Consider the following 23,795-nt stretch of genomic DNA (forward strand, 5'->3'; position numbering starts at 1 on the left):
GTCGGCTCAGTGCGTCGACGCCGACGTGAACGCGAACGAGGACAGGCACAGCGGGGGCGCGTACGCGTCCCCGTAGAACCGCTCGGTCGCCACCTGACCCTCCCGTCCGACCGCCTCCACGCCGGACAACGCCTCCAGCACCGACTGGGTGAAACGCAGGTTGCGGATCCCGCCGACGATCCTGCCGTTCTCGATCAGGAAGGTGCCGTCGCGGGTCGTACCCGTCACGGTGGTGCGCACGGGATGCACCACGTTGGTGTAGTGGAACCGGGTGACGTAGATCCCCCGGTCGATCCGGCCGACCAACGACTCCGTCGTCTCGGATCCCGCCGCCATGAACAGGTGCGTCGGCAAACCGGAAAGCGGGTTCGGCGGTGCCAGCGCGTGACCGGTGGATTCGGTCCCGCCCATCCGTGCCGCCGCCGAGTCGTAGGTCAGGCCCACCGCCACACCCCGGTCGACGAGGATGGTCCGGCGCCGCGGTATGCCCTCGGCGTCGAACGGTGCCGCCGGCAGCGCGGAGGAGAGCGGATCGTCCGACAGTGTGACCGCCGGCGCGCAGATCGGCGCTCCCAGCCGGTCCGCCAGCGGTGAACTTCCCTCGCGCACCGCCCGGCCCGCGAAGGCGTGCGCCAGCCGGTGCAGGAGCACGGCGGTCGCGCACGGCTCCAGCACCACCGGATAGCTGCCGGGTGCCAGCTCCCGCAGCCCGGCGCCGAGCCGCGCCTTCTCGCCCGCCCGGGAACCCAGCGTCACCGGATCGAGACCCGCCAGCCCGACCGCCACACCCTCGGCGTAGCCTGTCGAGTCCCCAGCCGTGGCGAGGATACTCAGGGCCGCCCTGGTTCCCGCGTCGTACGCTCGCACGCCACGACTGTTGACGATCGCCAGTTCGTTGCCGGTCGTCTCCAGGGCACCGGCGCCGTCGGTTCCCGCCGGCAGCGACCGCAGCAGCGCCGCCACGAGATCGGCCCGACGCGCGGGCGGGCACCTCGCCGTGTCGGGGTCGTCCCGGCGTACCGAGTCGTAGGTCGTACCGCCCGCCGGCAGACCGGCGAAGTCGGGATTCCCGGGGACCGTGCGAGCGATCTGGTACGCCCGGTCGACCGCGCGCCGCACGCCCTCCGGCGTCAACAGCCCGGAGGTGGCCGAGCCGACCCGCGCTCCGGCCTCGCCGCCGTCGACCACCACCCGCACCCGCACGTGGTGGTCGAGCCGATGGACGTTCTGGTGGATCCGGCTGTCCGCGAACCGGGTCAGCGCCACCTGTTCTCGGCCGAGGGTCACCTCGACCTCGTCCGGCCCCGGGTGGCGCAGCGCCGCCCCGGCTAGTTCGAACAGGCGGTCGGCCCCGTAGCGGATCATCGGATCCCCACCGCTGCCCGGAACCGGCCGGTCGGCGCGCCGTGCCCGACCCTGGCCAGTTGCGACGGTTGCCCCTTGCCGCAGATCGGCACGCTCCAGACCCGCCAGTCCGAGCGGCCGCCCAGCGCGTCGCAGGACCGCCAGAAGTCGAGTGTACGACCGGCGTAGGTGGGATTGCGGTAGAGCCGCCCCAGCGACCCGGCGGAGATCTCGTAGGCGGCCTCACAGGCGAACTGGAAGTTCGTCCGCCGGTCATCGATCGACCAGGAACGGTTGGTGCACAGCAGGAACCCGTCGTCGGTCGCCGCCACGATCTCGGCGAGGCCAGCGGCGTCGTCCGTGCCGGGCGCGAGCGAGACGTTGTTCATCCGGACGAGCGGGATGCTGCCCCAGGAGTCGGCCCGGGCGGTACCGTTCGACTCCAGCCCGACCGCCGCCGCCGTCTCCCGGTTGCTGAGGAAGCCGACGAGGACCCCATCGGATATCAGTGGCGCACGGCCCGCCCGCACCCCCTCGTCGTCGAAGCCGAACGTGCCGAGCGCTCCCGGCGTCGTCGCGTCGGCCGTGATCGAGACGATGGGGGAGGCGTACCGCAGCCGGTCGCGGTCGTCGACCCGGACGAAGGAGCCGCCGGCGTACGCCTGCTCCATGCCCAGGATGCGGTCGAGTTCCAGCGGATGCCCGATCGACTCGTGGATCTGCATCGCGAGCTGTGAGGAGTCGAGGACGATCGTCGTCTCCGCCCGGCTCGGCAGGTCCGGCGCGGCGAGCAGCGCCACCGCCTCGCGTCCGGTGGCCGCGGCGTGCCCCGGCAGGTCGAGCGCGAGTACGGCCTCCCAACCGCCGCTGGCGAACTGTCCACGGAACGCGGTGGGGTACGACCGGCGCTGGGACTCCCCGCCGCCGACCGCGTAGGCGACCAGCCCGCCACCAGCGTGCAGCACGGTCTGTTCGATGGCGGCACCATCGCTGGACCGGTAGACCGTCCGGCGCCGCCAGCCGTCCGTGCTGGCCTCCACGAACGACACCCCGGGCACCCCGCGGGCCGCCGCGGTGGCCGCGAGCAGATGGTCCGCCTTCTCGGCGACCGGCATCTCCAGCGGGTCGATCTCGTGCGGTGTGACGTAGTCGCCCCGGCAGGGCGGGGAGTCGTCGAGCCGTATCGGCTCGTGCGCCACCCGGCCACTGGCCCGGGCAAGCTCCACCGCCAGCCGGGCCGCGTCGCGTACCGCCCCGCCGTCGTGGTCGGCCGTCGCCGCGAAGCCCCAGGCGCCGCCGACCAAAACCCGGATCCCCACCCCCCGACTGGCGGAGCGGCTGACCCGCTCGACCCGCCCGTCGCGTACGTCGACGGACTCGGACTCGTCGTCGACCGCGCGGACGTCGGCGAACTGCGGGCCGAGGCGGGTGACCTCGTCGATGGCGACAGCGGCGAGATCGGCGATATCCATGAATGTCATTCTATTGATTCGGGTGGTCGGCGTCCCGCCCTCCGCAGGAGAAGTGGCGCCGCGACCGCGGCCACGAGCGCCAGCGCGACCGGGGTGAGCAGCGCAACGGTCGAGTGACCGTGGCCCAGCAGGCTGGTGACCAGCAGTGCGGCGGCGGCCGAGCCGACGGTGTTGGCGGAGACGAGCCAGGCCTGCGCCTCGGTCGCGGTGCCCTCCGGCGCCCGTGCCGCCGCCTCGATCGCGAGACTGGCCAGGACCGCCGCGACCGGCAGGCCCGCGACGGGGGCGACCGCCAGCAGCAGCACCGGACTGGTGCCGGCCAGGGGAAGGACGGCCAGGGTCAGCGTCAACGCGGCGAGTGGCGGTACCAGTGCGCTGACCGGGGCCGGCCCGTTCCGTGGCCCGTCCGACCGGCGCCGGCCCCAGTAGAGGCCGCCGACGATGCTGCCCACGGAGAACGCGGCGACCAGTGGACCGGCCGCCCACGGCGCGTCGCGGACCGCGGCGAGCGCCGGCAACCCGACCGCCACGCCGGCGATGGCGCAGCTCGCCAGCACCATCAGGGCGGCCACCCGGCGGTAGGCCGCGACGCGCATCGGCCCGAACGGGCCGGCGGGCCGGTGCCGGCCCGCCGGCGGGGGCGACGGACCGGTGGCCGCCGGCCGTACGGCCGAACCGAGCAGGGCGACGCCGGCCCAGGTGACCAGGAGAATGGCGCAGACACCGAGCGCCGCGTGCATCGCCACCAGGGTCGATGCCAGCACCGGTCCGGCGATGAGGCAGAGGTCGAGGAAGATCGCGTCGAGCGCGAACCCGGTTCGCCGGACGGGTGCGGGCAGTCGCGCCCACTGCGCGCGTACGGCCGGGCCGAGCGGCGGGGTGCTCGCACCCGTCAGAGCCGCCGCGGCGGCGGTCACCGGTTGCGTCGCCCCGCCGAAGGTGGCGAAAAGTAGCGCGGCGGTCGCGGCGGTGTAGGCGAGCACACTCCACCGGACGACGCGGCCCGGGCCAAACCGGTCGACCAGCCGGCCGCTCACCGGAACGGCCAGCCCGAGCGCCAGGGTGTACACCGCGGTCAGCGCCCCCGCCGCCCCGATGCCCTCCCGCTCCACCAGCAGGAAGAGCACCGAGATGCCGGTCATCCCCTGCGGCAGGCGCGCGCCGAGGGCGGCCAGCGCCATCCGGCGACCGTGCGGGTGGCGCAACAACGTCGCGTAGGGACCGGCGCCGTTCGGCGCCCTGGCGCGCGGGAGGTTCGGGCCTTTGCGCAAACCAGCCACTCCGGGAATTCGTCGCCTTCCCTGACCCGGCTAGCGTAGGCGCCGGCAGGCCCGCTCCGTGACCCGAGCGGGCGGGACGCCGCGGCCGGTCGTGGGCACCGGGGCCCGACCGGCCGGGCCGTGTTCGGCGCCGGAGGTGACCGAAGGTGGTCAGGTCACCCGGACCTGGAACTGGTCGCCGTCGAGGACCCGCGACTTGTAGTAGAAGTCGCCGAGGTCGGTGCCGCCGAGGGAGTTCTGGCCCGCGGGGATCATGCAGGCGCTGAAGCCGCCGGAGTCGCCCGGTTGGCGGCTTGCAGCCAGGGCACGTTGCAGTTGAATCCCCGACCGGTGTTCCAGTCGATCCAGAAGAACTGTCGGCCGTAGGGCTGCATCGACGCACCCTGGTAGGTGGACGCGAACGGAGACTCGTCGCACTGATATTGGCCCGGGGTTCCCGGCCGGGGATAGCCGGGCCGGTGGGGCAGGCCGCCGCACGGGTCGCATCCCGGAGCGCCTCGCTCTGCGTCCTGGTCAGGATGTTCGGCAGGCCGTAGGACAGGGCCAGGCGGATGTGGTTGAGCGCGTGGCCGGGACGTCGAGCACCGGGCGCACCGAGTCGTAGACGCATCCGGGGTGGTAGCCGCCGAGCGCCATGTCACAGCGGTGCGCGCCCGGCGTGGTGGTCAACGGGTTGCTCACGCCGTGCACCCACAGCGAGTTGGCGAACCAGAACTTGAAGCCGCTCTGTGCCGCCCATCGGACACCACTGATCGGGGTCGAGAAGAAGCCGGTGGCCGAGTGCGGGTGGCCCGGCAACGCCGATCCACCGATGGTGCTGCTGCCGGGGTTCACCGTACAACTGGTGACGCACAGCGGTTCGGCGTAGACGGATGTGTTCGTCACGGCCGCGCCGGCGGCCTGGCCCGCGACGGAGTTGGCCCGGTAGTGGAACGACCGCGACCAGTTCAGCGATCCGTAGTCGAGCGCCGTCAGGCTCGCCACGGTATAGCTGATGCTGCCGATGACCTGGCCGTTGGGCACCAGGAAGACCACCAGCACACCGTCCTCGACGAGGCACGCGGCGACCCGCGTCTTGGTCGTGGTTCCGCCGCAGATGTCGCTGGTGAGTGTCGCGCCGTCGCCGTCGGTCTGCCGCGCGTGCCTGCGTACGCAGGTTGCCGGTCCGGACCGGCCGGCGGTGGCGAGCCTCGCCGCGTCCTGTTTGATGTCGCCGCACTCCGGCGCCGGGGCGCCGGCCGTTGCCGCGGGCGCTGTGTCGGCGCCGGGTGCCGGCGCGGGTGCGTGCTCGCCGGTGTCACCGGCAGGACCGCGGCCACCAGTCCCAGAACCACCCCGGCATCCCGACCTGTCGTCTGCGTATTCCGGTTCTCTCCCTCCACCACAGGCGTTTGGCGAGGATAGGCGCGGGGTTCTGGACATTCTCTGGTCACGGCCGACAACGGGGGAGGGGCACATCAGCCCACCCCAAGACATTAGACTTTATCTATGGCACGAGGTTGGCCGCTCGTGGGACGCCGGGAAGAACTACCCTGGCCCAGGGCCGGCCGGTCAGCGCCCTGCGCTGGCTGCGTGAGGCGCACGCCGGCCTGGAGCGGTTCGACACCGCCGGCGGCTTCGAGCATGTGTGCCTGATCCCGCTGGGCCGGGCGCTGGCGCTGACCGGTGACCTGGCGGCGGCGGCCGACGTACAGGCCCGACTGCACGCCCGGCAGCACCCGATGGTGCTGTTCCTCCAGCCGGACCTGTACCTGTCCCGGGCCTGGCTGGCCGCCGCCCAGGGGGTGTCGAGCGAGGCGGTCGCGCTCGCCCACGAGGCGGCCTCGGTGGCGGCGGCGACCGGGCACTCCGCCCACGAGGTGCTGGCGCTGCACACCGCCGTCTGCTTCGGCGACCGGTCGGTGGCCGCGCGGCTCACCGCGTTGGCCGCCCGCGTGGACGGCCCGCGCCCCCGGCCGCCGCCGCGCACGCGACCGCGCTGGCCGCCGACGACGCCGACGGTCTGCGGGCCGCGTCGGACCTGCTGGAGCGGATGGGGGACCTGCTGGCGGCCGCCGACGCGGCGGCCCAGGCGGCCGCCACCTACCAGCGGATGAACCGGCGGTGCGCGGCACACCGGGCCGCCGCCCGGGTACGCCGGCTGACCGAACGCTGCGAGGGCGTCCGGACCCTCGCGACGAGCACCGTCGCGCCCCTGCCGCTCACCGGACGCGAGCGCGAGATCGGCAGCCTGGCCGCCCGGGGCATGTCGAACCGGGAGATCGCGCACCGGCTGGTCGTCTCGGTACGCACCATCGAGAACCATCTCTACCGGATCAACGGGAAGCTGGGCACCAGGGGCCGGGCCGAACTGGCCGAGGTGCTACACGACGACCCGCCCGAGCCGCCGCCCGCCGCCGGAGACGAGCGTCCGTGACGTCGCGCCCGGTGCCGCCCGGTGCTCCTGCTGCCGTACCGCCAGCCGGGCGACCAGCCAGGTGGTGAGCACGATGCCGGCGAACGGGAGATACCTCGCGACCGTCCTCATCGTGTTGCCTCCTTCTCCGCGAGCCGTTCGCGCTGTGGGGTCACGGTGTACATCGGATCCCGGGCCGAGGCGACGCCGGCGGTGAAGAACCCGAAGCGGGTGCAGACGGCCCCGGCCAGGAAGGCCGCCCCGGCCAGGGCAGTGGCCGTACGGCTGCGCCGGCCCGCGACCGCGAGCACCGCACCACCGATGCCGAACGCCCTACCCGCCCGCAGCAGCCACCCGCCCGCCCCCTCGCGCAGGGGCTCGGCCACCAGCCCGAGGCGGCGGTCCATCCGCCGGGCCGCGACCAGCTCGACGGCGGTGCCGAGGACGGCCGCCCGCCGGGCCGGGCCGGCTTCACCGGCCGGGGCGACCAGCAGGCCCAGCCCGCCGGCGGAGGCGGCGGCGGACCCGACGAACAACGCCGGCAGCTCGCGGTACGCCTCGTGCCAGGTCGGCACGGCGGTGTCGGCGATCAGCGCGGCGGTGTAGGCGGCGACCGCCGGACCCAGCAGGGCCGCGCCCGCCGTGCCGAACCGGCCGAGCCGGGGCAGCAGCCCGGTCACCTGACTGCCCGCGGCCAGGCCGGCGAGCGGGCCGTAGCCGGCCAGCAGCCAGGACCCGACGCTCATCGGCGAACTGGGTTTGAACACCCGCAGCATGTTGAGGAACCGTTCGGGCCGGCCCAGGTCGTGGATCAGGGCGTACAGCGATCCGCCGAGCGCGCCGGCGGCACCGACCTTGAGCCCGGCGGCGAGCCGGGGCCGCCCGGCCAACTCGGCGGCGGCGCCCAGCGTGGACGAGGCGCCGGCCAGCCCGCCGAGGAAGAGGTATCCGGCGATGTCCGCCGCCCGCCAGGTCGGGGCGTTGAGCACCGGCAGCCCGTAGTAGGAGCGGAACTCGGCCTTCGGCACCATCAGCCGCTCGCCCCGTTGGCGGCGCCGCCAACGGCCGGCCGAGCCGACCACCGCCTCGCGCCCGGCCGGCAGGCCGGGGGCGCCGTCGAGGCGTACGTCGGTCCGGTTCACCTGCCACCTCCGATGACCGTCACGCCGACCAGCCCGACCAGCAGCCCGGCGGCGGCCACCGCGACCCGGCGCCACATCGCCGGCAGGTCGCGGGTGGTGACCACCGGATCCGGGGGCAGGCCGTACACCTCCGGCTCGTCGAGCAGCAGGAAGAACGCACCGGTGCCGCCGACCCCGTCGCCCGGGTCGGCGCCGTAGAGGCGGGCGTCGGCGACGCCCTGGTCGTGCAGCCGCCGGACCCGCGTCTCGGCCCGCTCGCGCAGCTCGGCCAGCTCACCGAACTGGATGGAGTCGGTCGGGCAGCTCTTCGCGCAGGCCGGCTCCTGGCCGACCGACAACCGGTCGTAGCACAGTGTGCACTTCCACACCCGGCCGTCGTCCCTGCGCTGGTCGATGACGCCGTACGGGCAGGCCGGGACGCAGTAGCCGCAGCCGTTGCAGATGTCCTCCTGCACCACCACGGTGCCGAACTCGGTCCGGAACAGCGACCCGGTCGGGCAGACGTCCAGGCAGGCGGCGTGGGTGCAGTGCTTGCACACGTCGGACGACATCAGCCAGCGGAACTCCATGTCGCGCACCGGGTGGGGGTGTCCGTCCGGCGGCCGGGACTCGGGCATCCCGAGCGAGACGGCGGTACGGCCCGCCGCCTGCGCGGTGACCGCCGCCGGCAGTTCCACGTCGGCGAGGTGGGTCTCCTGCCGGCCCAGCCGTCGCGGCTGCTCGACGAAGGCCACGTGGCGCCAGGTGTCCGCGCCGAGCCCGACGGTGTTGTCGTACGACATGCCGGTGAAGGTCAGCCCGTCCTCCGGGATGGCGTTCCACTCCTTGCACGCCACCTCGCACGCCTTGCAGCCGATACAGACGCTGGTGTCGGTGAAGAAGCCCATCCGCGGCGGGTGCGTGTCGTACCCGCTCGCGGTGGCCGGGTCGAGGCCGTGTTCGGCGGCCACTCTCAGGTCGAGTCCCATCGCCTAGACCTCCGTTCCGGTCAGGCCGGTGATGCCGGCGCGGGCCTGGTATTCGCCGACCAGTTCGAGGCGGGCGGGGCCGCGTGGTCGCCGCCCGGGGCGGATGTCGGCGGAGAACGCCTTCACCTCCTGGATGTGCGAGTTCGGGTCCAGCGAGATGGCGGACAGCTCGTTGGCGGCGTCGCCGCGGCTGTAGCCGTTCGGTCCCCAGTGGAACGGCAGCCCGATCTGGTGGATGACCCGCCCGTCCACCCGCAGCGGCGCCATCCGTTCGGTGACCATGACCCGGGCCTCGATGGCGTTGCGCGCGGTGACGATGGTGGCCCAGCCGCCGTGTTCCAGCCCGCGTTCCACCGCCAGCTCGGGGGAGACCTCGCAGAAGAACTCGGGTTGCAGCTCGGCCAGGTACGGCGTGTGCCGGCTCATTCCGCCGGCGGTGAAGTGCTCGGTGAGCCGGTAGGTGGTGACCACGTACGGGAAGACGTCCGCGCCGGACTGCCGGCCGCTGGGCTGGTACCGGTTGTGTTCGTGCGGGTAGAGCAGCCGGGCCGGGTTGCGCTGCTGGCCGTACAGCGGGTTGCTGATCGGGGAGTCCTGCGGCTCGTAGTGGGTGGGCAGCGGCCCGTCGGTGATGCCGGCCGGGACGTAGAGCCAGCCCAGCCCGTCGGCCTGCATGATGAACGGGTCGGTGCCCTTCAGGGCCGCCACCCCGGTGGCACCCTCCGGCGGCCGGTAGTCGGGGCGCTTGGCCGGCTCGAAGTCGGGCACGTCGTAACCGGTCCACCTGCCCGCCTGCTCGTCCCACCAGACCAGCTTCTTCCGCTCGCTCCACGGCCGGCCGTCGGGGCGGGCGGAGGCGCGGTTGTAGAGCAGCCGGCGATTGTCCGGCCAGGCCCAGGCCCACTCCTGGGCGACCCAGTTCTGCTCCTCGGCCGGCTTGCGCCGGGCCGCCTGGTTGATCCCGTCCTTGTACACCCCGCAGTAGATCCAGCAGCCGCAGGCGGTGGAGCCGTCGTCCTTGAGGCTGGTGTAGCCGGGGAGGGGGTTGCCGCCGGCGTCCCAGCCGTTGATCTCCGCCAGTACCGCCTCGGCCGACGGCTCGGCCACCGTGCCCTCGGTGGGGTAGTCCCAGGTGAGGTCCAGGACCGGGCGGTCCATCAGGGCGGTGGAGCCGGCGAGCCGGTCGCGGATGATCCGGCCGAGGTGGTACATGAACCACAGCTCGCTGCGCCGGTCGCCCGCCGGCTCGACCGCCTGGTGGTGCCACTGCAGCATCCGGTTGGTGTTGGTGAAGCTGCCGGACTTCTCGGTGTGCGCGGCGGCGGGCAGGAAGAAGACCTCGGTGCCGATGTCCTCGGTGCGCAGCTCGCCGGACTCGATCTCCGGGCCGTCCTTCCACCAGGTGGCACTCTCGATCAGATTGAAGTCGCGGACCACCAGCCAGTCCAGGTTCGCCATGCCCAGGCGCTGCATCTTCGCGTTCGCCGAGCCGACCGCCGGGTTCTCGCCCAGCAGGAAGTAGCCCTTGCAGGTGCCGGCGAGCTGTTCCATGACGGTGTCGTAGGTGCAGTGGCTGCCGGTGATCCGGGGCAGGTAGCCGAAGCAGAAGTCGTTGTCCGGCGTCGCCGCCGGCCCCCACCAGGCTTTCATGAGGCTGACCAGGTATGCCTTCATGTTGGCCCAGTAGCCCTTCGGGGCGGCGTCGGCGGCGACCAGGTTGTCGAGCGTCTGGCCGGCGTGGGCGTGCGGCATCGGGATGTAGCCGGGCAGCAGGTTGAACAGGGTCGGGATGTCGGTGGAGCCCTGGATGCTGGCGTGGCCGCGCAACGCCTGGATGCCGCCGCCGGGGCGGCCGATGTTGCCCAGCAGCAACTGCAGCACGCTGGCGGCGCGGACGAACTGCGAGCCGTCGGAGTGCTGGGTCCAGCCCACCGCGTAGACCAACTCGCTGGTCCGCTCCGGGCCGGAGTTCTCCACCAGGTGCCGGCACACCTCGGCGAAGACGTCGGGTGCGATGCCGCAGATCCGCTCGACCATCTCCGGGGTGTAGCGGGCGTAGTGCCGCTTGAGGATCTGGTAGACGCAGCGCGGGTGCCGCAACGTCAGGTCCTGGTGCGGCTCGCCGGTCAGGGCCGCGCCGGCGGAGCCGTGCTTCTCGCCCCGTCCGGTCGACGAGCCGGACGCGCGCTGCTGGTACTGGGTGTCCCGCTGCCCGGTGGCGGAGACGACGTCGACGCCGTCGTACTGCCAGCTCCGCTCCGAGTAGACGTGCTCTTCCGGATCGAATCCCGAGAAGAGACCGTCGAGGTCCTCGGTGTCCCGGAAGTCCTCGTTGATGATCGTGGCCGCGTTCGTGTACGCCAGGACGTACTCCCGGAAGTCCTTTCCCTCGGTCAGGACGTGGTTGATGATCCCGCCGAGGAACGCCACGTCGGTCCCGGCCCGGATCGGCACGTGCAGGTCCGCCAGGGCACTCGTACGGGTGAACCGCGGATCGACGTGGATGACGACCGCGCCACGCGCCTTCGCCTCCATGATCCACTGGAAGCCGACCGGGTGGGCCTCGGCGTAGTTGGAGCCCTCGATGACGATGCAGTCGGCGTGCTGGGCGTCCTGCATGAAGGTGGTGGCGCCGCCCCGGCCGAACGAGGTGCCCAGACCGATGACGGTGGAGCTGTGACAGACCCGGGCCTGGTTCTCGATCTGCACCATGCCGAGCGCGGTGAACAACTTCTTGATGAGGTAGTTCTCCTCGTTGTCCAGCGTCGCGCCGCCCAGGCTGGCGATGCCCATCGTGCGGGCCACCGGCAGGCCCCGCTCCTCGGCCCGCCACGTCTCCCGCCGGGTCCGGAGCACCCGGTCGGTGATCATCTCCATCGCAGTGTCGAGGTCGAGCTCCTGCCAGTCCGAGGCGTACGGCGGACGGTGCAGCACCGTACGTAGCCGGCCCGAGTCCGTGGTCAGTTGCAGCGAGGCGGCGCCCTTCGGGCACAGCCGGCCACGGCTGACCGGCGAGTCAGGGTCCCCCTCGATCTGCACGACCCGGTCGTCGCGGACGTACACGTTCTGGGCACAGCCGACGGCGCAGTACGGGCAGACCGACTTGACGACCTTGTCCGCGCCGGCCGTACGCGGCTCCAGGGAGTCGCTGCGCGGCGACCTGACCGCCGCGCCCCGCCCGGACCGGTCAGGGCCGGTGATCTGCCGCCAGACGGGCCATCCCCGGGGGGAGATTCCGGCCATCGGTCCTGCCCTTCCGCTCGGTCGCTCAGTTCCGTCCGTCCGCCCGGGCGGCCCGCTGCATTGGCTGGTCCTCGGTGGCGCGGCGGCGTACCCATTCGCGTACCAGCGCCGACGACATCGGGTTGACCTCACGGTCGTTGACCAGCCGCTGCGTCCGGGACGGCAGGAGCCCCGGCCGGCCGCGCCGCTCCCGGTTCACCGTGACCCCGTCGTCCGCCGGCACGCCGGTGGCGATGAGGTACGCCTGACCGGGCGGGATGCCGAGCCGGCGCCCGACCTCGACGTAGTCGTTCCCCTGGTCGAGCAGCCGCAGTACCTGATCCCTGTCCGGCATGACCAAAGCCTCCTAGGGGATAATCCTGGCATCACGGACGGACCGTGGCGGCCACTTTCCCCAACGCGCGGCCGCCCACCGCCGCGCGACTCACGGGACCCTGGAACTAGCTCGCGGGATGGGTGCCGGGGGTGTGGCCGAAGGTGCGGCGGAACACGTCGATGAACGCGCTGGCCGATGACCATCCGCACCGATGGGCCACCGCGGTCACGGGCGTCCTGTCGGCGAGCAGGATCAGCGCGTGGTGCAGGCGCAGCTGGGTTCGCCACTGCGGATAGCTCATGCCGAGGTCGCGGCGAAACAGCCGGGACAGGGTCCGGTCGCTGGCGCCGACCTCGCGGCCGAGGTCGACCAGCGTGCGGTTGCCGCCCGGGTCGGCCTGCAGCAGTGCGCACACGGCACGCAGCAGCGGATCGGTCGGGGTCGGCACGTGCAGCGGCTGCTGCGGAGAGGCGCGTAACCGGTCGAGCAGCACGTCGCGCAGCCGGTCACGTTCCGGGCTCTGCTCAACGGGGCCGCGGGTGTAGGCCATGATCAGCTCACGCAGCAGCGGGGCGACCGACAACACGGTCGGGGTGTCCAGGCCGAGTGGGTTGCTCGTGGCGGGCAGCCCCACCAGGTGCAGTTCGAGTTCGCCGTAGGCGCGGTGGGCGTGAACGGTGCCGGCCGGCACCCAGATGGCCCGGGTGCCCGGCGTGACCCACGAGCCCGCGCTGGTCGTCACGGTCAGGACACCGCGAGCGGCGTAGATGATCTGGTGATCGTCATGGCGATGCGCGTCGATCTCAGCCCCGGACGCGAGCCACTGGCTGCGTGTGGGGGCCACCGACACGTGGCGGATTTCCGTCATTGATTGTCAGGTTATCGGAAGCCCGACAGGGTGGCGCGTTGGAAGCATCGGATCGTGCGCAGAAGAACGTCCATCACCCTGCTCTCCGTCGGCCACGCCTGCGTCGACATCTACCAGGGCACCGTCGCCGCACTGGTGCCCCTGTTCGTCGCCGAGCGCGCCTACACGTACGCGGCCGTGTCCGGCATCGTGCTCGCCGCGACGCTGCTGTCCTCGATCGCGCAACCGGTGTTCGGCGCCCTCACCGACCGCTGGGCGATGCCGTGGCTGCTGCCCGCCAGTACCCTGCTCGGCGGGGTCGGCATCGCCCTGAGCGGGCTGAGTGGCAACTACACCCTCACCCTTCTGTTCGTGGCGCTCTCCGGCATCGGCGTGACCGCCTACCACCCCGAATCCGCCCGCATCGCCCGCGAAGCCAGCGAGGGCAGCCACACCGCGATGGCCTACTTCTCGACCGGCGGCAACATCGGCTTCGCCCTGGCACCGCTGATGGTCGCCGGTATCGCCGCCCTCGGCGGACTGAGTTGGACGCCACTGCTGGTCGCGCCGGCACTCGCCGGCACCGCGATGGCGCTGCCCGTGCTGCACGCCCTCGCCCGGCGCGGGAACACCACCCGCGAGAACACCACGCGGGCCGGGCGTGACGACGTCACCTCGTTCGTGCGGCTGACCTTCGCGGTGGTGTTCCGGTCGATCGCCTTCGTCGGCCTCGGCACGTTCATCTCCCTCTACGCCCAACAGCGCATGAACGGCAGCGCCGCCGCCGGCACCGCCGCCCTGTTCCTGCTCTACCTCGGCGGCGTCGCCGGCTCCCTGCTCGGCGGATCCGCCGCGAACCGATGGGGCCGCGTCACCGTGTCCCGCTGGTCCTACGCGGTCACCGTCCTCGCGATCGCGGGCGTGGTGTGGGCGCCCGGACCCGCCATGTACCTGTTCGTGGCCCTGGCCTCCGCCGGCCTCTACGTGCCCTTCTCCCTGCAGATCACCCTCGGACAGGACTACCTGCCCAACAGAGTCGGCACCGCCAGTGGCATCACCCTCGGTCTGGCCGTCAGCATCGGCGGACTCGCCAGCCCCGTCATCGGCGTCCTGGCCGACGCGACCTCGCTACGGACCGCGCTCACACCCCTGATCCTCATGCCGGCCCTGAGCTGGCTGATGTTCCGCACCCTGCGCGACCCCGAAGCGTCGAAGCGGCCTCTGCCCGCCGAACAACAGGAAGATCCCGCCCCGTCCAGTCCTGTTCGGGTCGACTGACCCGTTCGCCCTACCGGGACTCACCGGCCCGGTCGAAAGCCCGAGGCGGCCCGTGGGGTCCGGCGCGACTGCCGCACCCCACCGACCGTCCGGCCCGGACCGGCTCAGGTCTGGTTACCGGGTATGTTCTTGTACTCCTGCGGACGGACCCCCTTCGGCCGAGGATCCTTCTGGGTCTGACCGCCGCCCTGTCTGGCGTTGGTGGTGCCGCCGAGAGCACCGATCAGGTCTTCCTTGTCCATCTGGTCGGTGTTGCCGATCCCGGCACGCTGCGCCTCTTCGCGCAGTTGCCCGGTGGTCATCTGGGCCAGGTTACGTCCCATCGTCCTCACACCTCCTAGCTCGGGTGGACCGCCCGCAACGCCCGGTATGCGCCGGCCGGGTCGGAGGGGGCCGTGCTGAGTTCGTTGTCGGCCTGCGGGAATCCCATGTCAACCGCGCGTCGCGTCGGCTCCCCGCGCTTACCCGGGCAGCCCGCGATCGAACACCACCACGGCGGCGGCCCCGACGGGCCGATGGGCGTAGGTGTAACGGTCTATGTCTTTCAATTGTCGGTCGGCACCCGTGAATAACGTTCCCGGGAGATTGTTCGTTCCAGCTGCCCAGGTCAACCACTTGGCGGCACGGACGCGGCCGGCGATGAGTAGGGCGCTACTCACGACATCACGCGGCCTCGACGATACGTTTTGGCGAACTCGGAATCAATCCGACAACGACCCATCGCCTATGGAGGGCATATCCCGATGCGTCACCGATCCAGCTCGCTCCACCGTGTCATCGGCCTGTTCGCAGCCGGCCTGCTCGCGGCCGTCGGTGCGGCCGTCGCCGCGACCCCTGCCAACGCCGGCCCCATCGCCTGCAACAAACATGACCAGCTTCACCCTGGTCTTTCGAACTGGCGGCGACGACCTGCGCAGCAACAGCGAGGTGATGCCGTTCCTGACGACCAGGTACGGCGACGTGGAACTACAGCATTTCCGTTCCGGCTTCGGCAACAATTCGACCCATACGAAAGTGCTGGGCCTCCACAACCTGAACTGGACGGTCAACTCCTGCGACGTCACCGGTCTGAAGCTGCGAATGTTGTCGCACAACGGCCCTTTCCAGACCGACGACAACTGGAACCTGGATGCGGTCACGATGTACGGATACGGCCAGAACGGCGCCTACAGCTACTACTTCCACGCCGCCGGCACACCACTGAAGCGCTTCACCGGAAGTAGCCAGTGGTGGTCGCAACTGGGCTGACACCACAGTCGGCGCCGGCAGCGGAGCACCCGTCCCTGCCGGCGCCGCTGCCCGGTGGTGGGCGATCCGATCAGCCGCGCAGAACCGCGACCACGGTGTCGGCGAGCGCGGCGGCGTGGCGCCCGTCCGGATCGAGGTCCGGGTCGTAGACCGTGACCTGTAGGCCGACGCAGGCCGGATCGGTGACCAGCGGACGGAGAAGTTCGGTCAACTGCGGGTGGTCGAGGCCGCCCGGATCGGGGGCATCGGCGGCCGGCATGACCTCGGGGTCCAGCACGTCGACGTCGAGGTGGACGAAATAGCCGTAGGCTGCCCCCGTCCGGTGACGATCGCGGTGCCCTCACCGGCGGAGGCACCCACGCGGTCGCTGTTGCCGACATGCCGGAAATCGATCGACCCGTCGAGGTACGCGATGCCGTAGCGCCCGCGCCGGCGCAGGGCGAGCGCCGGGCCGAGGAGAATCGAACAGTCTCCGCCGAGCAGCACCAGGAAGTCACCGCTGTCGACGACGGCGTCGACCCGTTCCGCGAGCTGTCGCGTGTAGCGCGCCAGCGCGGCGGCGTTCAGCACCCCGTCGCCGGGCCGCCAGTCGCGGATGTCGTAGCGCGGCGGTACGACGACACCCGCGTCACGGGCCGCGAGCCGGGACAGCAGGCGCTGGTCACGTAGGGCGCCGGCCAGCTTGTAGCAGCCGGGCACCAGGCCCGGTGCCGGCGGGCGCAGACCGAGGTTGGACGGCGCGTCGAGGACGGCGATGGGACGCATCGGCGCAGGATATCCAACCCGTCCCGGGAGGCCGGTGCGCCGAACCCGTACCGTGCCCACCTGACCGGCCCGGTCGCCGCGCGTGGCTGCGGTGAACCCGCCGCGCCGGCCGATCAGGTGTCGCGGTCGGTCATTCGAAGAACTTGAGGCTGTAACCGACGTTGGTGGTGGCCCCGGGAACGTTGGCCCGCCGGTAGGTGGTGTTGCCCCACCACACGGCCGTGCCGGTGTACCAGTACCGGTTGGACCACGAGTACGGCGTGCCCTTGGCGACCGCGTGGAACATGGTCGGGAACCGGTTGCCGGACGGCGGGCTGGTGGCGATGTCGCCACGCTCCAGGACGAACGAGTTGTGGCCGGGGCCGTCGACGTGCAGGGTGGCGTGCCAGCCCGACATCATGTTGTCGGCGTGCGAGCCGAACAGGCAGCCGTTGCTCTTGTACCAGTCCCAGACGTACGTCGGGTCGCCGCCGGCCCGTAGCCGCAGGTCGGCCAGGCAGTACCGGCTGCTCCAGCTTCCGTTGGCGGAGTACACGATGTGCAGCTGCCCGTTCGGGTCGCGGACCGGCTGCGGCGCCTCGTTGATGAACGGGTTGCCGACGACGCGTTCCCACGGCTCCCGCGGCTGCGAGATGATGTAGCGGCCGCCGGTGGTCGTGGTGGGGCTGGTCATCCGGGCGATGTAGAGGTTCTGCTCCACATTGGTGTCGCCGGCCCAACCGGACCACACGAACCAGCGCTGGCCGTTGTGGGTGAACGGCACGCCGTCGATCGCCCACTTGTCGCCGGGCAGGGCGACCTTCGTGGCGGCCGAGTAGCCGGAGTCGGCGGTGGCGGAGCTGATGTGGTACATCCGGTGGGCGGCGCTGCGGCCGGCGGCGAAGTAGATGTGGTATCGACCGTCGTGGTGCACGATCTCGGGCGCCCACACCTCGCCGAGGTTGCCGGTGTCCCGCCACACCTGGCGCTTGGGCGCGGTGGCGATGCCCTCGAGGGTGGACGCCGTCCGCACCGCGACCCCGCCGTCCACGGACTTGGCCGAGACGTAGAGGCCGCCGACCCGGATGACGCTGGGGTCGGCGCCGCCCAGCGTGGTACGGCCGAAGGGCTGCGGCTGCGCGGCGGTGTCGGTCCCGGCCACGGCAGCGGTCGGCGCGTGCCCGAGTGCGAGCGCGCCCACCAGGGCGGCGGACGCGATGCCGGCGAGTCGGCGTTGGTGAGGCATCAGAATGTCCTCCTGATCGCTTGGTCCCGGCGGGCGGCCAGTTGCCAGAGAGCGCTCTCAGAGTATTGCCATGGCGTGAACGGTCGTCAATGTTCTGATGTCAATTGTTAGGAAAGTTTTCTGCAGGCTCCGATCCTGCGGCCCGCGCTGTCAGCGGCCGGTGGACCCGTCGATCTGCTCGCGGAGAATGTCGGCGTGGCCGGCATGCCGTCCGGTCTCCTCGATCATGTGCACGAGGACCCACCGCATGGACGGTGTCGGTCCCCGGCGCGGGGGACGCGGGGCAGGATGAGCCAGATCCGGGCAGGCGTCGATGACCTTGTTCGCCCGGTCGACAGTGCTGCGGTAGTCGGCGAGCACACTGTCGACCGTGTCCTCCACGGACGGCCGCATGGTCGCCCGCCAGTTGTCGACATCCTCACCAAGGAAGTAGAACCGCTCGACGTACGTCAGATGCTTGAGCAGCCCGAGAAGGCTGGTGCCCGACGGCACTCCACCTGTCCGCACCTGCGGTTCCGGCGCACCCGCGACCTTGTCCGTGATCGACTTACGTAGATAGTCGAGAAAACCCTGCAAGGTGGCCTTCTCGCCGCCGCCGGTCCACGGCGGTCCGGTGTCCTTTGCCCGCGTTCCAGACATCAAGTCACTTCCTCCGACCGGACGGTCGCGCGGTCCCGGCGGCTCGCCGGACCAGCAGGACGTTGTCGACGACGGTGGCAGTCTCACCACCGGGTCCGGTGGCCCGGCGGCGGGGCATGTCGGCCCGCAGGACGCACCACCGCGCCGGGTCGAGATCGAGTTCGGCGGCGATCTCGATGGGCGTGGGGAAGTGGGCGTCGGGGGCCTGGTTCCACGACCACGGCGCGGTGGAGCCGTGGTCGACGACCAGCAGAAGACCGCCGGGACGCAGGGCATCCGCCGCGGTACGCAGGACCCGGCTACGGTGCAACGCAAACGGGGTGTGGAAGTACTGGGCAGACACGAGATCGAACCGGCCGGCCGGAAAGCTCCTGGCCAGATCGTGCTGCTCGGTGGCGACCCGGTCCGCGACGCCAAGTTCCCGGGCGCGATCCCGCACCCGCTCGACGGCGGTCGTCGAAATATCCACCGCGGTCACGTGCCAGCCCCGCTGCGCGAGCCAGATGGCATCGCCGCCAGCGCCACAGCCCAGATCCAGTACGGCGCCACAGGGCAGCGGTGCGGCAGTCTCGGCGAGCAGCGGGTTCACGCGTACGCCCCAGCTGCCCCGGGTGCGGTAGTGCCGCTCCCAGAACGCCTCAGCGTCCCCGCCGTGGTCGCCCGCAGGTCCTCGGCTTCGGGTGAAATCCATCTGTGGGTCGATCCCCTCGTCGGCCGGCGTGCCGCGCGTGATCCGTACGCAGTCGATGCCAGGTTGGTGTACCGCCAGCATCGCCACCACTATTTCCTACTTGCAAGAAAAATTGCGGATCCGCATCATCGGATGCATGGACAACTCCGCAGAAGACGTGCTGGCCGGAGTCGGAGCGCGTCTGCGCGCCCTGCGCCAGGCGAGGAACGCCACGCTGGCGGCGCTGGCAAACGAAACCGGCCTCACCGCGAGCACCCTGTCCCGCCTCGAGAACGGCAAACTCCGCCCCACCCTGGAGCAGTTGCTGCCGCTGGCCCGGGCACACGGCGTACCACTCGACGATCTCGTCGCGGCGCCACCCACCGGCGACCCGCGCATCCACCTGCGACCCGTACGGCGATCCGGGCTGGTGATGGTCCCACTGACCAGGCGGGCCGGCGGTATCCAGGCCTACAAGGTGATCTACCCGCCGGCCGGCCGATCGCCCACGATGAACCTGCAGACCCACGAGGGATACGAGTGGTTCTACGTCCTCAATGGACAGGTTCGATTCGTGCTCGGTGAGCGGGAATTCCAGCTCGGCGTCGGCGAAGCCGCAGAGTTCGACACCCGCATACCGCACTGGATCGGCAGCGCCGACACCCAACCCGCGGAACTGCTCGCACTGTTCGGCGCACAGGGAGAACGCGCCCACCTGGCACCATCGGGGCACTGACCCTTCCAGCCCTCACCGGCCGTGTCCGACGTACGCAGAGTGGCATTCCTCCGCCCGAACCACAGACCATGTGCCGGGGAGCGGGCAGAGGCGGACCGTCTTTGCGTGGCTGCCTGCGGACCACCGCCCCCGTGTGCCGCAGGGGGCGGTCGTCAATCAGTTCGGCGGCAATCTCGGCGTAGGGATCACCCCGCGTGCGCGGGAAGCAGCGACCGGTCACGGTCAACAGCGGCCGCAATCCGGGATCACCCCCGCGTGCGCGGGGAGCAGCATGTCCTTAGACCGTGTGTCAGTTGGGGTTGTTGCTGGTCAACAGGTTGAGTCGGACGGCGCGGCGGTAGCAGATGACAGCGCAGGCCAGGCGCAGGAATCCGAGGAAGTGGGAAGCGGTGCGGTCGTAGCGGCGGACGAGGCGTCGGAATCGGGTGGTCCATTCCAGGCAGCGTTCGATGACGTAGCGGTGCTGGCCGAGGCGGGTGGAGGATTCGATGCCCTTGCGGGCGATCCGTGCGGTGATGCCGCGTGCCCGCAGCAGGTCACGGCAGACCGGGTAGTCGTATCCCTTGTCGCCGTGCAGTTTGAGTGGACGTCGCCGTGGTCGGCCGACCGGTTGGCGCACAGGTGTCAGGCCGTCGACCATGTCTGCGAACATGAGATGGTCGTTGAGATTGGCGGCGGAGATGTCCATGTGCAGGGGCAGGCCGCCACGGTCGCTGATCACGTGGATCTTGGAGCCGGGCTTGCCTCGGTCGACCGGGCTCGGTCCGGTCAGGTTCCCCTTTTGACGGCCCGTACGTGCATCGCGTCGATGCTCGCCCGGGACCAGTCGATCTGCCCGGCCGCGCCGAGAACGTCGAGCACGGCCCGGTGCAGAGCGGTCATCACCCCCGCCGCAACCCACTGGGCGAACCGGCGGTGCGTGGTACGCCAGTGCACCGGGAACGAGCCGGGTAGCTTCCGCCAGGAGCAGCCGGACTCCAACACATACAGGATCGCCGCGAGTGTCGCCCGGTCATCGCTGCGGGACCGCCCGCCACCCTGATGCCTTTCCGGACGCGGGGGCAGCAACGGCTGCGCGAGGCGCCACAACGCATCCGGGCAGTACTTCTCCACATCATCCACACCCAGTCAACGAATGACCTTGCACTTCAACCACCCCAACTGACACACGGTCTTAGCGCTTACGCCACGGGATTTCAGGGATCACCCCCGTGTGCGCGGGGAGCAGGTGTCGCGGTGGGCGGCGCGGCGCGACTCCCCGGGATCACCCCCGCGTGCGCGGGGAGCAGGCGCGACGCCGGCGGCAAGACGATTGCCAGCGGACATGAAAAGCTCCGGATGCGCGGAAGCGTCTCTCCGGGCAGGCGGGCATGCCGACTCCGGATCGGCGGACAGCCTCGGTTACCTAAAGTGACGTGCCAGGTGGTCGGCGGCGAGGCTCACACCAAGCCGACTCGCTGGAACACCGTGCTGGGCAAAGGCGACTGCCGCGCCGCTTCCGCTCCTCGGCGCGTCATACGCGTCTGTGGTGCGGATCGGCTTGCCACCGGACGACGCGGCCTCGCCGACGTCGATGGCGGATGCGCTGAACGCGGTACGGTCTTCGGCCGTTGTCCCGATCGTTGCCAATCACAAGGCGTAGCGGCAAGTTCTGCAAGATCCTTCAGGCTGGTGTCCGCCGGTCCGGAATTCCAGGTGACCGCCGACAACGATTTCGCTCAGGGATCACCCCCGCGTGCGCGGGGAGCAGGGTCCGGCCGTGAGCACCCGCTACCCTGAGCCGGGATCACCCCCGCGTGCGCGGGGAGCAGGTGACCGGGCGTACGACGCATTCGGGAGTGTGGGAACGCTAGGATCACCCCCGCGTGCGCGGGGAGCAGTCAGGGCCCGCCGGCGGCAGCTCGTGGACACCGGGATCACCCCCGCGTGCGCGGGGAGCAGAACGCCCCGAACATCACCGAACACCTCATCCGGGGATCACCCCCGCGTGCGCGGGGAGCAGCTCTGCCCACCGGTCGAGCTTCCATTTTCCAAGGGATCACCCCCGCGTGCGCGGGGAGCAGGGCAAATAAGCTCTGCCTCTACACCGAGGTTCCGGATCACCCCCGCGTGCGCGGGGAGCAGGAATCGCCAGAGGCTTAGCCATTGAATTACTTCGGATCACCCCCGCGTGCGCGGGGAGCAGCGTTCTTCGTCGTCCAGACCCTCGCGTAGCCGGGGATCACCCCCGCGTGCGCGGGGAGCAGAACGGATGCGGGGAATCAATGTGGACGGTCAGGGGATCACCCCCGCGTGCGCGGGGAGCAGTCAACGAGAAGCCGCTCAACATGAGTATCCCGAGGATCACCCCCGCGTGCGCGGGGAGCAGACTTCCTGACCTGGTGCTCTAGAGATCAACTAGCCGATTTTCCTTCACTTTAGTCGGCAAGGCCGCCATCTGAACTCCCTGGCTTGGCGCGGGACCAATGTCTGGCCTGAATCATCATGGCGGACGGCTCGTGGAACCGGAAGTCGTGACCGAAGTGTTGGGGTGACCTTCTCGAGGCGTGGCGGCTTGCCGTATCCGAAGGTTGTGAGGGAGTGGCGGTCTGCTCCCCGTGCGTCGGGCAACTCCCGCCCGATCGAAACCCCACAGTGGACGGATGACCTCTCATTCACCTGCCGGTGGCAGGCGTTGATGACCTGGTCGGCCGTCTGCGTAGTCGAGGATCTGGGTTCGGCGTAGGTGGCGCGGTCAGGCGTTGAGGCGTGTCGGCAGAGTTCGCGGCGACCTCGGTGTGAAAGCGGGTGCGGGCGGCCAAGCGGGCCGGCAGGACCTCCGGAAGCTCTCCGAAAGTTTCAGGGCCAGCGGCTCGATGTCGGGATCGTCGAGCCTGTTGTCGACGCCCGCCCAGAGTTGGCTCGGCCTGCCATCGTGGCAATGGTCAGGTATGGAAGTTGGCGACGTGGCGGCAGTCAAGATCAGGCTTCGGGCGGCATTTCCGGAAGTTGTTGACGAGAAGTCGGCGGCGGATCGATACTCGGGAACACCCAATGCATCGGGTGTCATCGATCAAACGCCTGTTGCGACCTTGCACTCCGGTCGTCGCCGTATGACGACCGGTCAACCTCAATCGTGTTACCACGCCCGCGCGCGGTGGCCGGCGCTCTGACCGCCGACAGCCCGCGGGGCCGTATCACGCTGCCTGGTTCCCGCCAGCCGTCCCAAGGAGGGATCATGCCCATGAACGACGTCACCGCCCGTCCGAGAAGCCGCAGACGCGGGCCAATCAGGCGGCTCATCGGCAGCGCCAGCGCGGCAGTGCTGATCGCGGCCACCATGATGCTGCCCGGCACCGCTCATGCGGCCGTGACCTCGAACCAGACCGGCACCCACAACGGCTACTTCTACTCGTTCTGGACCGACAGTTCCGGCACGGTCTCCATGGAACTGGGGGCCGGCGGAAACTACAGCACCTCGTGGCGAAACACCGGGAACTTCGTCGCGGGTAAGGGCTGGAGCACCGGCGGCCGGCGGAGCGTGACCTATTCGGGCAGCTTCAACCCGTCCGGCAACGCCTACCTGACCCTCTACGGATGGACGAGGAACCCGCTCGTCGAGTACTACGTCGTCGACAACTGGGGCACCTACCGGCCCACCGGTACGTACAAGGGCACGGTCACCAGCGACGGCGGTACGTACGACATCTACGAGACGATGCGGTACAACGCTCCCTCCATCGAGGGCACCAGGACCTTCCCGCAGTACTGGAGCGTCCGGCAGTCGAAGAGGACGGGCGGGACGATCACCTCTGGCAACCACTTCGACGCGTGGGCGCGCAACGGCATGAACCTGGGCAGTCACGACTACATGATTCTCGCCACCGAGGGATACCAGAGCAGCGGAAACTCCAACATCACCCTGGGGAGCGGTGGCGGTGGCGGTGGCGGTGGCGGTGGTGGCGGCTGCAACGCGACGCTGTCCGCGGGCCAGCAGTGGAGCGACCGCTACAACCTCAACGTCGCGGTGTCCGGCTCCAGCAACTGGACCGTGACGATGACCGTACCGTCACCCGCCGGAATCATCGCGACCTGGAACGTCAGCGCCAGCTACCCCAGCGCCCAGGTGCTGACCGCCAGGCCCAACGGCAACGGCAACAACTGGGGCGTCACCATCCGGCACAACGGCAACTGGACCTGGCCGACCGTCTCCTGTAGCACCGGCTGACCGTCCGCCGGGCACCCCGG

Annotated in this window: 21 protein-coding genes, 1 pseudogene and 1 CRISPR repeat array; of the genes and pseudogenes, 6 read left to right on the plus strand and 16 right to left on the minus strand. The window is 70.8% G+C overall.

The window, feature by feature from the left end; all coding sequences use genetic code 11:
• Positions 1 to 6 precede the first annotated feature (6 nt).
• The 4 genes from QCD66_RS14900 to QCD66_RS14915 form a co-directional block, all read right to left on the minus strand.
• Complete coding sequence (locus QCD66_RS14900) at positions 7 to 1,365, minus strand: TldD/PmbA family protein (protein WP_364217049.1); 1,359 nt, start codon at positions 1,363 to 1,365, stop codon at positions 7 to 9.
• Positions 1,362 to 2,816: a TldD/PmbA family protein gene (locus QCD66_RS14905; RefSeq protein ID WP_375734131.1), complete on the minus strand. Its 1,455-nt coding sequence runs from the start codon at positions 2,814 to 2,816 to the stop codon at positions 1,362 to 1,364. Before QCD66_RS14905 ends, QCD66_RS14900 begins: the two co-directional genes overlap by 4 nt.
• Positions 2,817 to 2,821: 5 nt before the next feature.
• On the minus strand, positions 2,822 to 3,997 hold the full coding sequence (locus QCD66_RS14910; RefSeq protein WP_364217043.1) for an MFS transporter: 1,176 nt from the start codon (positions 3,995 to 3,997) through the stop codon (positions 2,822 to 2,824).
• Positions 3,998 to 4,609: 612 nt separating this feature from the next.
• Complete coding sequence (locus QCD66_RS14915; protein ID WP_375734130.1) at positions 4,610 to 5,131, minus strand: hypothetical protein; 522 nt, start codon at positions 5,129 to 5,131, stop codon at positions 4,610 to 4,612.
• A 464-nt stretch (positions 5,132 to 5,595) separates the two neighbouring features.
• Between QCD66_RS14915 and QCD66_RS14920 the strand changes: the two genes are divergently transcribed.
• On the plus strand, positions 5,596 to 6,192 hold the full coding sequence (locus tag QCD66_RS14920; RefSeq protein WP_407567160.1) for a hypothetical protein: 597 nt from the start codon (positions 5,596 to 5,598) through the stop codon (positions 6,190 to 6,192).
• Positions 6,129 to 6,512, plus strand: a complete 384-nt coding sequence (locus QCD66_RS14925) for a helix-turn-helix transcriptional regulator (RefSeq protein WP_407567161.1) — start codon at positions 6,129 to 6,131, stop codon at positions 6,510 to 6,512. Before QCD66_RS14920 ends, QCD66_RS14925 begins: the two co-directional genes overlap by 64 nt.
• Here QCD66_RS14925 and QCD66_RS14930 read toward each other — a convergent pair.
• The 6 genes from QCD66_RS14930 to QCD66_RS14955 form a co-directional block, all read right to left on the minus strand.
• Positions 6,459 to 6,623 carry a hypothetical protein gene (locus QCD66_RS14930; protein ID WP_364217034.1) on the minus strand — a complete coding sequence of 55 codons (165 nt, stop codon included), beginning with the start codon at positions 6,621 to 6,623 and terminating at the stop codon, positions 6,459 to 6,461. The two genes, QCD66_RS14925 and QCD66_RS14930, sit on opposite strands and share 54 nt — an antisense overlap.
• Positions 6,620 to 7,633 carry an NrfD/PsrC family molybdoenzyme membrane anchor subunit gene (nrfD, locus tag QCD66_RS14935; RefSeq protein ID WP_407567162.1) on the minus strand — a complete coding sequence of 338 codons (1,014 nt, stop codon included), beginning with the start codon at positions 7,631 to 7,633 and terminating at the stop codon, positions 6,620 to 6,622. The genes QCD66_RS14930 and nrfD overlap by 4 nt, the downstream gene beginning before the upstream one ends.
• The gene (locus QCD66_RS14940) at positions 7,630 to 8,601 is read right to left on the minus strand and encodes a 4Fe-4S dicluster domain-containing protein (RefSeq protein ID WP_375734126.1); all 972 of its coding nucleotides are present in this window, start codon (positions 8,599 to 8,601) and stop codon (positions 7,630 to 7,632) included. The genes nrfD and QCD66_RS14940 overlap by 4 nt, the downstream gene beginning before the upstream one ends.
• A gap of 3 nt (positions 8,602 to 8,604) precedes the next feature.
• The gene (gene fdh / locus QCD66_RS14945) at positions 8,605 to 11,844 is read right to left on the minus strand and encodes a formate dehydrogenase (RefSeq protein WP_375734125.1); all 3,240 of its coding nucleotides are present in this window, start codon (positions 11,842 to 11,844) and stop codon (positions 8,605 to 8,607) included.
• 25 nt (positions 11,845 to 11,869) lie between these two features.
• The gene (locus QCD66_RS14950; protein ID WP_375734124.1) at positions 11,870 to 12,178 is read right to left on the minus strand and encodes a hypothetical protein; all 309 of its coding nucleotides are present in this window, start codon (positions 12,176 to 12,178) and stop codon (positions 11,870 to 11,872) included.
• 106 nt (positions 12,179 to 12,284) lie between these two features.
• Positions 12,285 to 13,028, minus strand: coding sequence for a helix-turn-helix transcriptional regulator (locus tag QCD66_RS14955; RefSeq protein WP_375734123.1), 744 nt, complete (start codon positions 13,026 to 13,028; stop codon positions 12,285 to 12,287).
• 54 nt (positions 13,029 to 13,082) lie between these two features.
• On the opposite strand from QCD66_RS14955, the gene QCD66_RS14960 reads away from it, so the two are divergent.
• The gene (locus tag QCD66_RS14960; protein WP_407567163.1) at positions 13,083 to 14,285 is read left to right on the plus strand and encodes an MFS transporter; all 1,203 of its coding nucleotides are present in this window, start codon (positions 13,083 to 13,085) and stop codon (positions 14,283 to 14,285) included.
• Between the two features lie 104 nt (positions 14,286 to 14,389).
• On the opposite strand, the gene QCD66_RS14965 is transcribed toward QCD66_RS14960, so the two are convergent.
• On the minus strand, positions 14,390 to 14,587 hold the full coding sequence (locus QCD66_RS14965) for a hypothetical protein (protein WP_364217015.1): 198 nt from the start codon (positions 14,585 to 14,587) through the stop codon (positions 14,390 to 14,392).
• 565 nt (positions 14,588 to 15,152) lie between these two features.
• On the opposite strand from QCD66_RS14965, the gene QCD66_RS14970 reads away from it, so the two are divergent.
• Positions 15,153 to 15,533, plus strand: coding sequence for a hypothetical protein (locus QCD66_RS14970; protein ID WP_375734120.1), 381 nt, complete (start codon positions 15,153 to 15,155; stop codon positions 15,531 to 15,533).
• A 76-nt stretch (positions 15,534 to 15,609) separates the two neighbouring features.
• Here the strand turns inward: QCD66_RS14970 and QCD66_RS14975 are convergent.
• From QCD66_RS14975 to QCD66_RS14990, 4 genes and pseudogenes are all read right to left on the minus strand, one after another.
• A pseudogene (locus QCD66_RS14975) lies at positions 15,610 to 16,298 on the minus strand (arginase family protein); the annotation flags it as partial.
• Positions 16,299 to 16,428: 130 nt separating this feature from the next.
• Positions 16,429 to 17,523, minus strand: coding sequence for a glycoside hydrolase family 43 protein (locus QCD66_RS14980; protein ID WP_375734119.1), 1,095 nt, complete (start codon positions 17,521 to 17,523; stop codon positions 16,429 to 16,431).
• Positions 17,524 to 17,673: 150 nt separating this feature from the next.
• Positions 17,674 to 18,162, minus strand: a complete 489-nt coding sequence (locus QCD66_RS14985) for a DinB family protein (RefSeq protein ID WP_375734118.1) — start codon at positions 18,160 to 18,162, stop codon at positions 17,674 to 17,676.
• 4 nt (positions 18,163 to 18,166) lie between these two features.
• Positions 18,167 to 18,853, minus strand: a complete 687-nt coding sequence (locus tag QCD66_RS14990) for an SAM-dependent methyltransferase (RefSeq protein WP_375734164.1) — start codon at positions 18,851 to 18,853, stop codon at positions 18,167 to 18,169.
• A gap of 136 nt (positions 18,854 to 18,989) precedes the next feature.
• Here QCD66_RS14990 and QCD66_RS14995 point away from each other — a divergent pair, with 136 nt between their 5' ends.
• A complete protein-coding gene (locus QCD66_RS14995) occupies positions 18,990 to 19,568 on the plus strand; it encodes a helix-turn-helix domain-containing protein (RefSeq protein WP_375734117.1) in 579 nt (192 codons plus the stop codon).
• A gap of 289 nt (positions 19,569 to 19,857) precedes the next feature.
• Here QCD66_RS14995 and QCD66_RS15000 read toward each other — a convergent pair.
• Positions 19,858 to 20,696, minus strand: a protein-coding gene (locus QCD66_RS15000) for an IS5 family transposase (protein ID WP_407567247.1) whose coding sequence is annotated in 2 segments (ribosomal slippage) — positions 19,858 to 20,349 and positions 20,352 to 20,696 — 837 coding nt in all. Because the reading frame shifts where the segments join, the coding sequence is not laid out codon by codon here.
• 594 nt (positions 20,697 to 21,290) lie between these two features.
• Positions 21,291 to 21,936: direct repeats of the CRISPR family, unit length 28 nt; unit sequence GGATCACCCCCGCGTGCGCGGGGAGCAG.
• An 855-nt stretch (positions 21,937 to 22,791) separates the two neighbouring features.
• Here QCD66_RS15000 and QCD66_RS15005 point away from each other — a divergent pair.
• On the plus strand, positions 22,792 to 23,775 hold the full coding sequence (locus QCD66_RS15005) for a glycoside hydrolase family 11 protein (protein ID WP_375734162.1): 984 nt from the start codon (positions 22,792 to 22,794) through the stop codon (positions 23,773 to 23,775).
• The last annotated feature ends 20 nt before the right edge of the window (positions 23,776 to 23,795 follow it).

It is taken from the genome of Polymorphospora sp. A560, from assembly GCF_045781765.1.
GTDB classification, from domain to species: domain Bacteria; phylum Actinomycetota; class Actinomycetes; order Mycobacteriales; family Micromonosporaceae; genus Polymorphospora; species Polymorphospora lycopeni.

Bases quoted from the DNA above. Each gene is read 5' to 3' on its own strand.
- QCD66_RS14910 (WP_364217043.1), bottom strand. From the start codon at position 3,997: ATGGCGCTGGCCGCCCTCGGCGCGCGCCTGCCGCAGGGGATGACCGGC.
- QCD66_RS14965 (WP_364217015.1), bottom strand. From the start codon at position 14,587: ATGACCACCGGGCAACTGCGCGAAGAGGCGCAGCGTGCCGGGATCGGC.
- QCD66_RS14950 (WP_375734124.1), bottom strand. From the start codon at position 12,178: ATGCCGGACAGGGATCAGGTACTGCGGCTGCTCGACCAGGGGAACGAC.
- QCD66_RS14905 (WP_375734131.1), bottom strand. From the start codon at position 2,816: ATGGATATCGCCGATCTCGCCGCTGTCGCCATCGACGAGGTCACCCGC.
- QCD66_RS14970 (WP_375734120.1), top strand. From the start codon at position 15,153: ATGACCAGCTTCACCCTGGTCTTTCGAACTGGCGGCGACGACCTGCGC.
- QCD66_RS14985 (WP_375734118.1), bottom strand. From the start codon at position 18,162: ATGTCTGGAACGCGGGCAAAGGACACCGGACCGCCGTGGACCGGCGGC.
- QCD66_RS14990 (WP_375734164.1), bottom strand. From the start codon at position 18,853: ATGGATTTCACCCGAAGCCGAGGACCTGCGGGCGACCACGGCGGGGAC.
- fdh (WP_375734125.1), bottom strand. From the start codon at position 11,844: ATGGCCGGAATCTCCCCCCGGGGATGGCCCGTCTGGCGGCAGATCACC.
- QCD66_RS14995 (WP_375734117.1), top strand. From the start codon at position 18,990: ATGGACAACTCCGCAGAAGACGTGCTGGCCGGAGTCGGAGCGCGTCTG.
- QCD66_RS14955 (WP_375734123.1), bottom strand. From the start codon at position 13,028: ATGACGGAAATCCGCCACGTGTCGGTGGCCCCCACACGCAGCCAGTGG.
- QCD66_RS14900 (WP_364217049.1), bottom strand. From the start codon at position 1,365: ATGATCCGCTACGGGGCCGACCGCCTGTTCGAACTAGCCGGGGCGGCG.
- QCD66_RS14980 (WP_375734119.1), bottom strand. From the start codon at position 17,523: ATGCCTCACCAACGCCGACTCGCCGGCATCGCGTCCGCCGCCCTGGTG.
- QCD66_RS14930 (WP_364217034.1), bottom strand. From the start codon at position 6,623: ATGAGGACGGTCGCGAGGTATCTCCCGTTCGCCGGCATCGTGCTCACC.
- QCD66_RS14925 (WP_407567161.1), top strand. From the start codon at position 6,129: ATGGGGGACCTGCTGGCGGCCGCCGACGCGGCGGCCCAGGCGGCCGCC.
- QCD66_RS14940 (WP_375734126.1), bottom strand. From the start codon at position 8,601: ATGGGACTCGACCTGAGAGTGGCCGCCGAACACGGCCTCGACCCGGCC.
- QCD66_RS15005 (WP_375734162.1), top strand. From the start codon at position 22,792: ATGAACGACGTCACCGCCCGTCCGAGAAGCCGCAGACGCGGGCCAATC.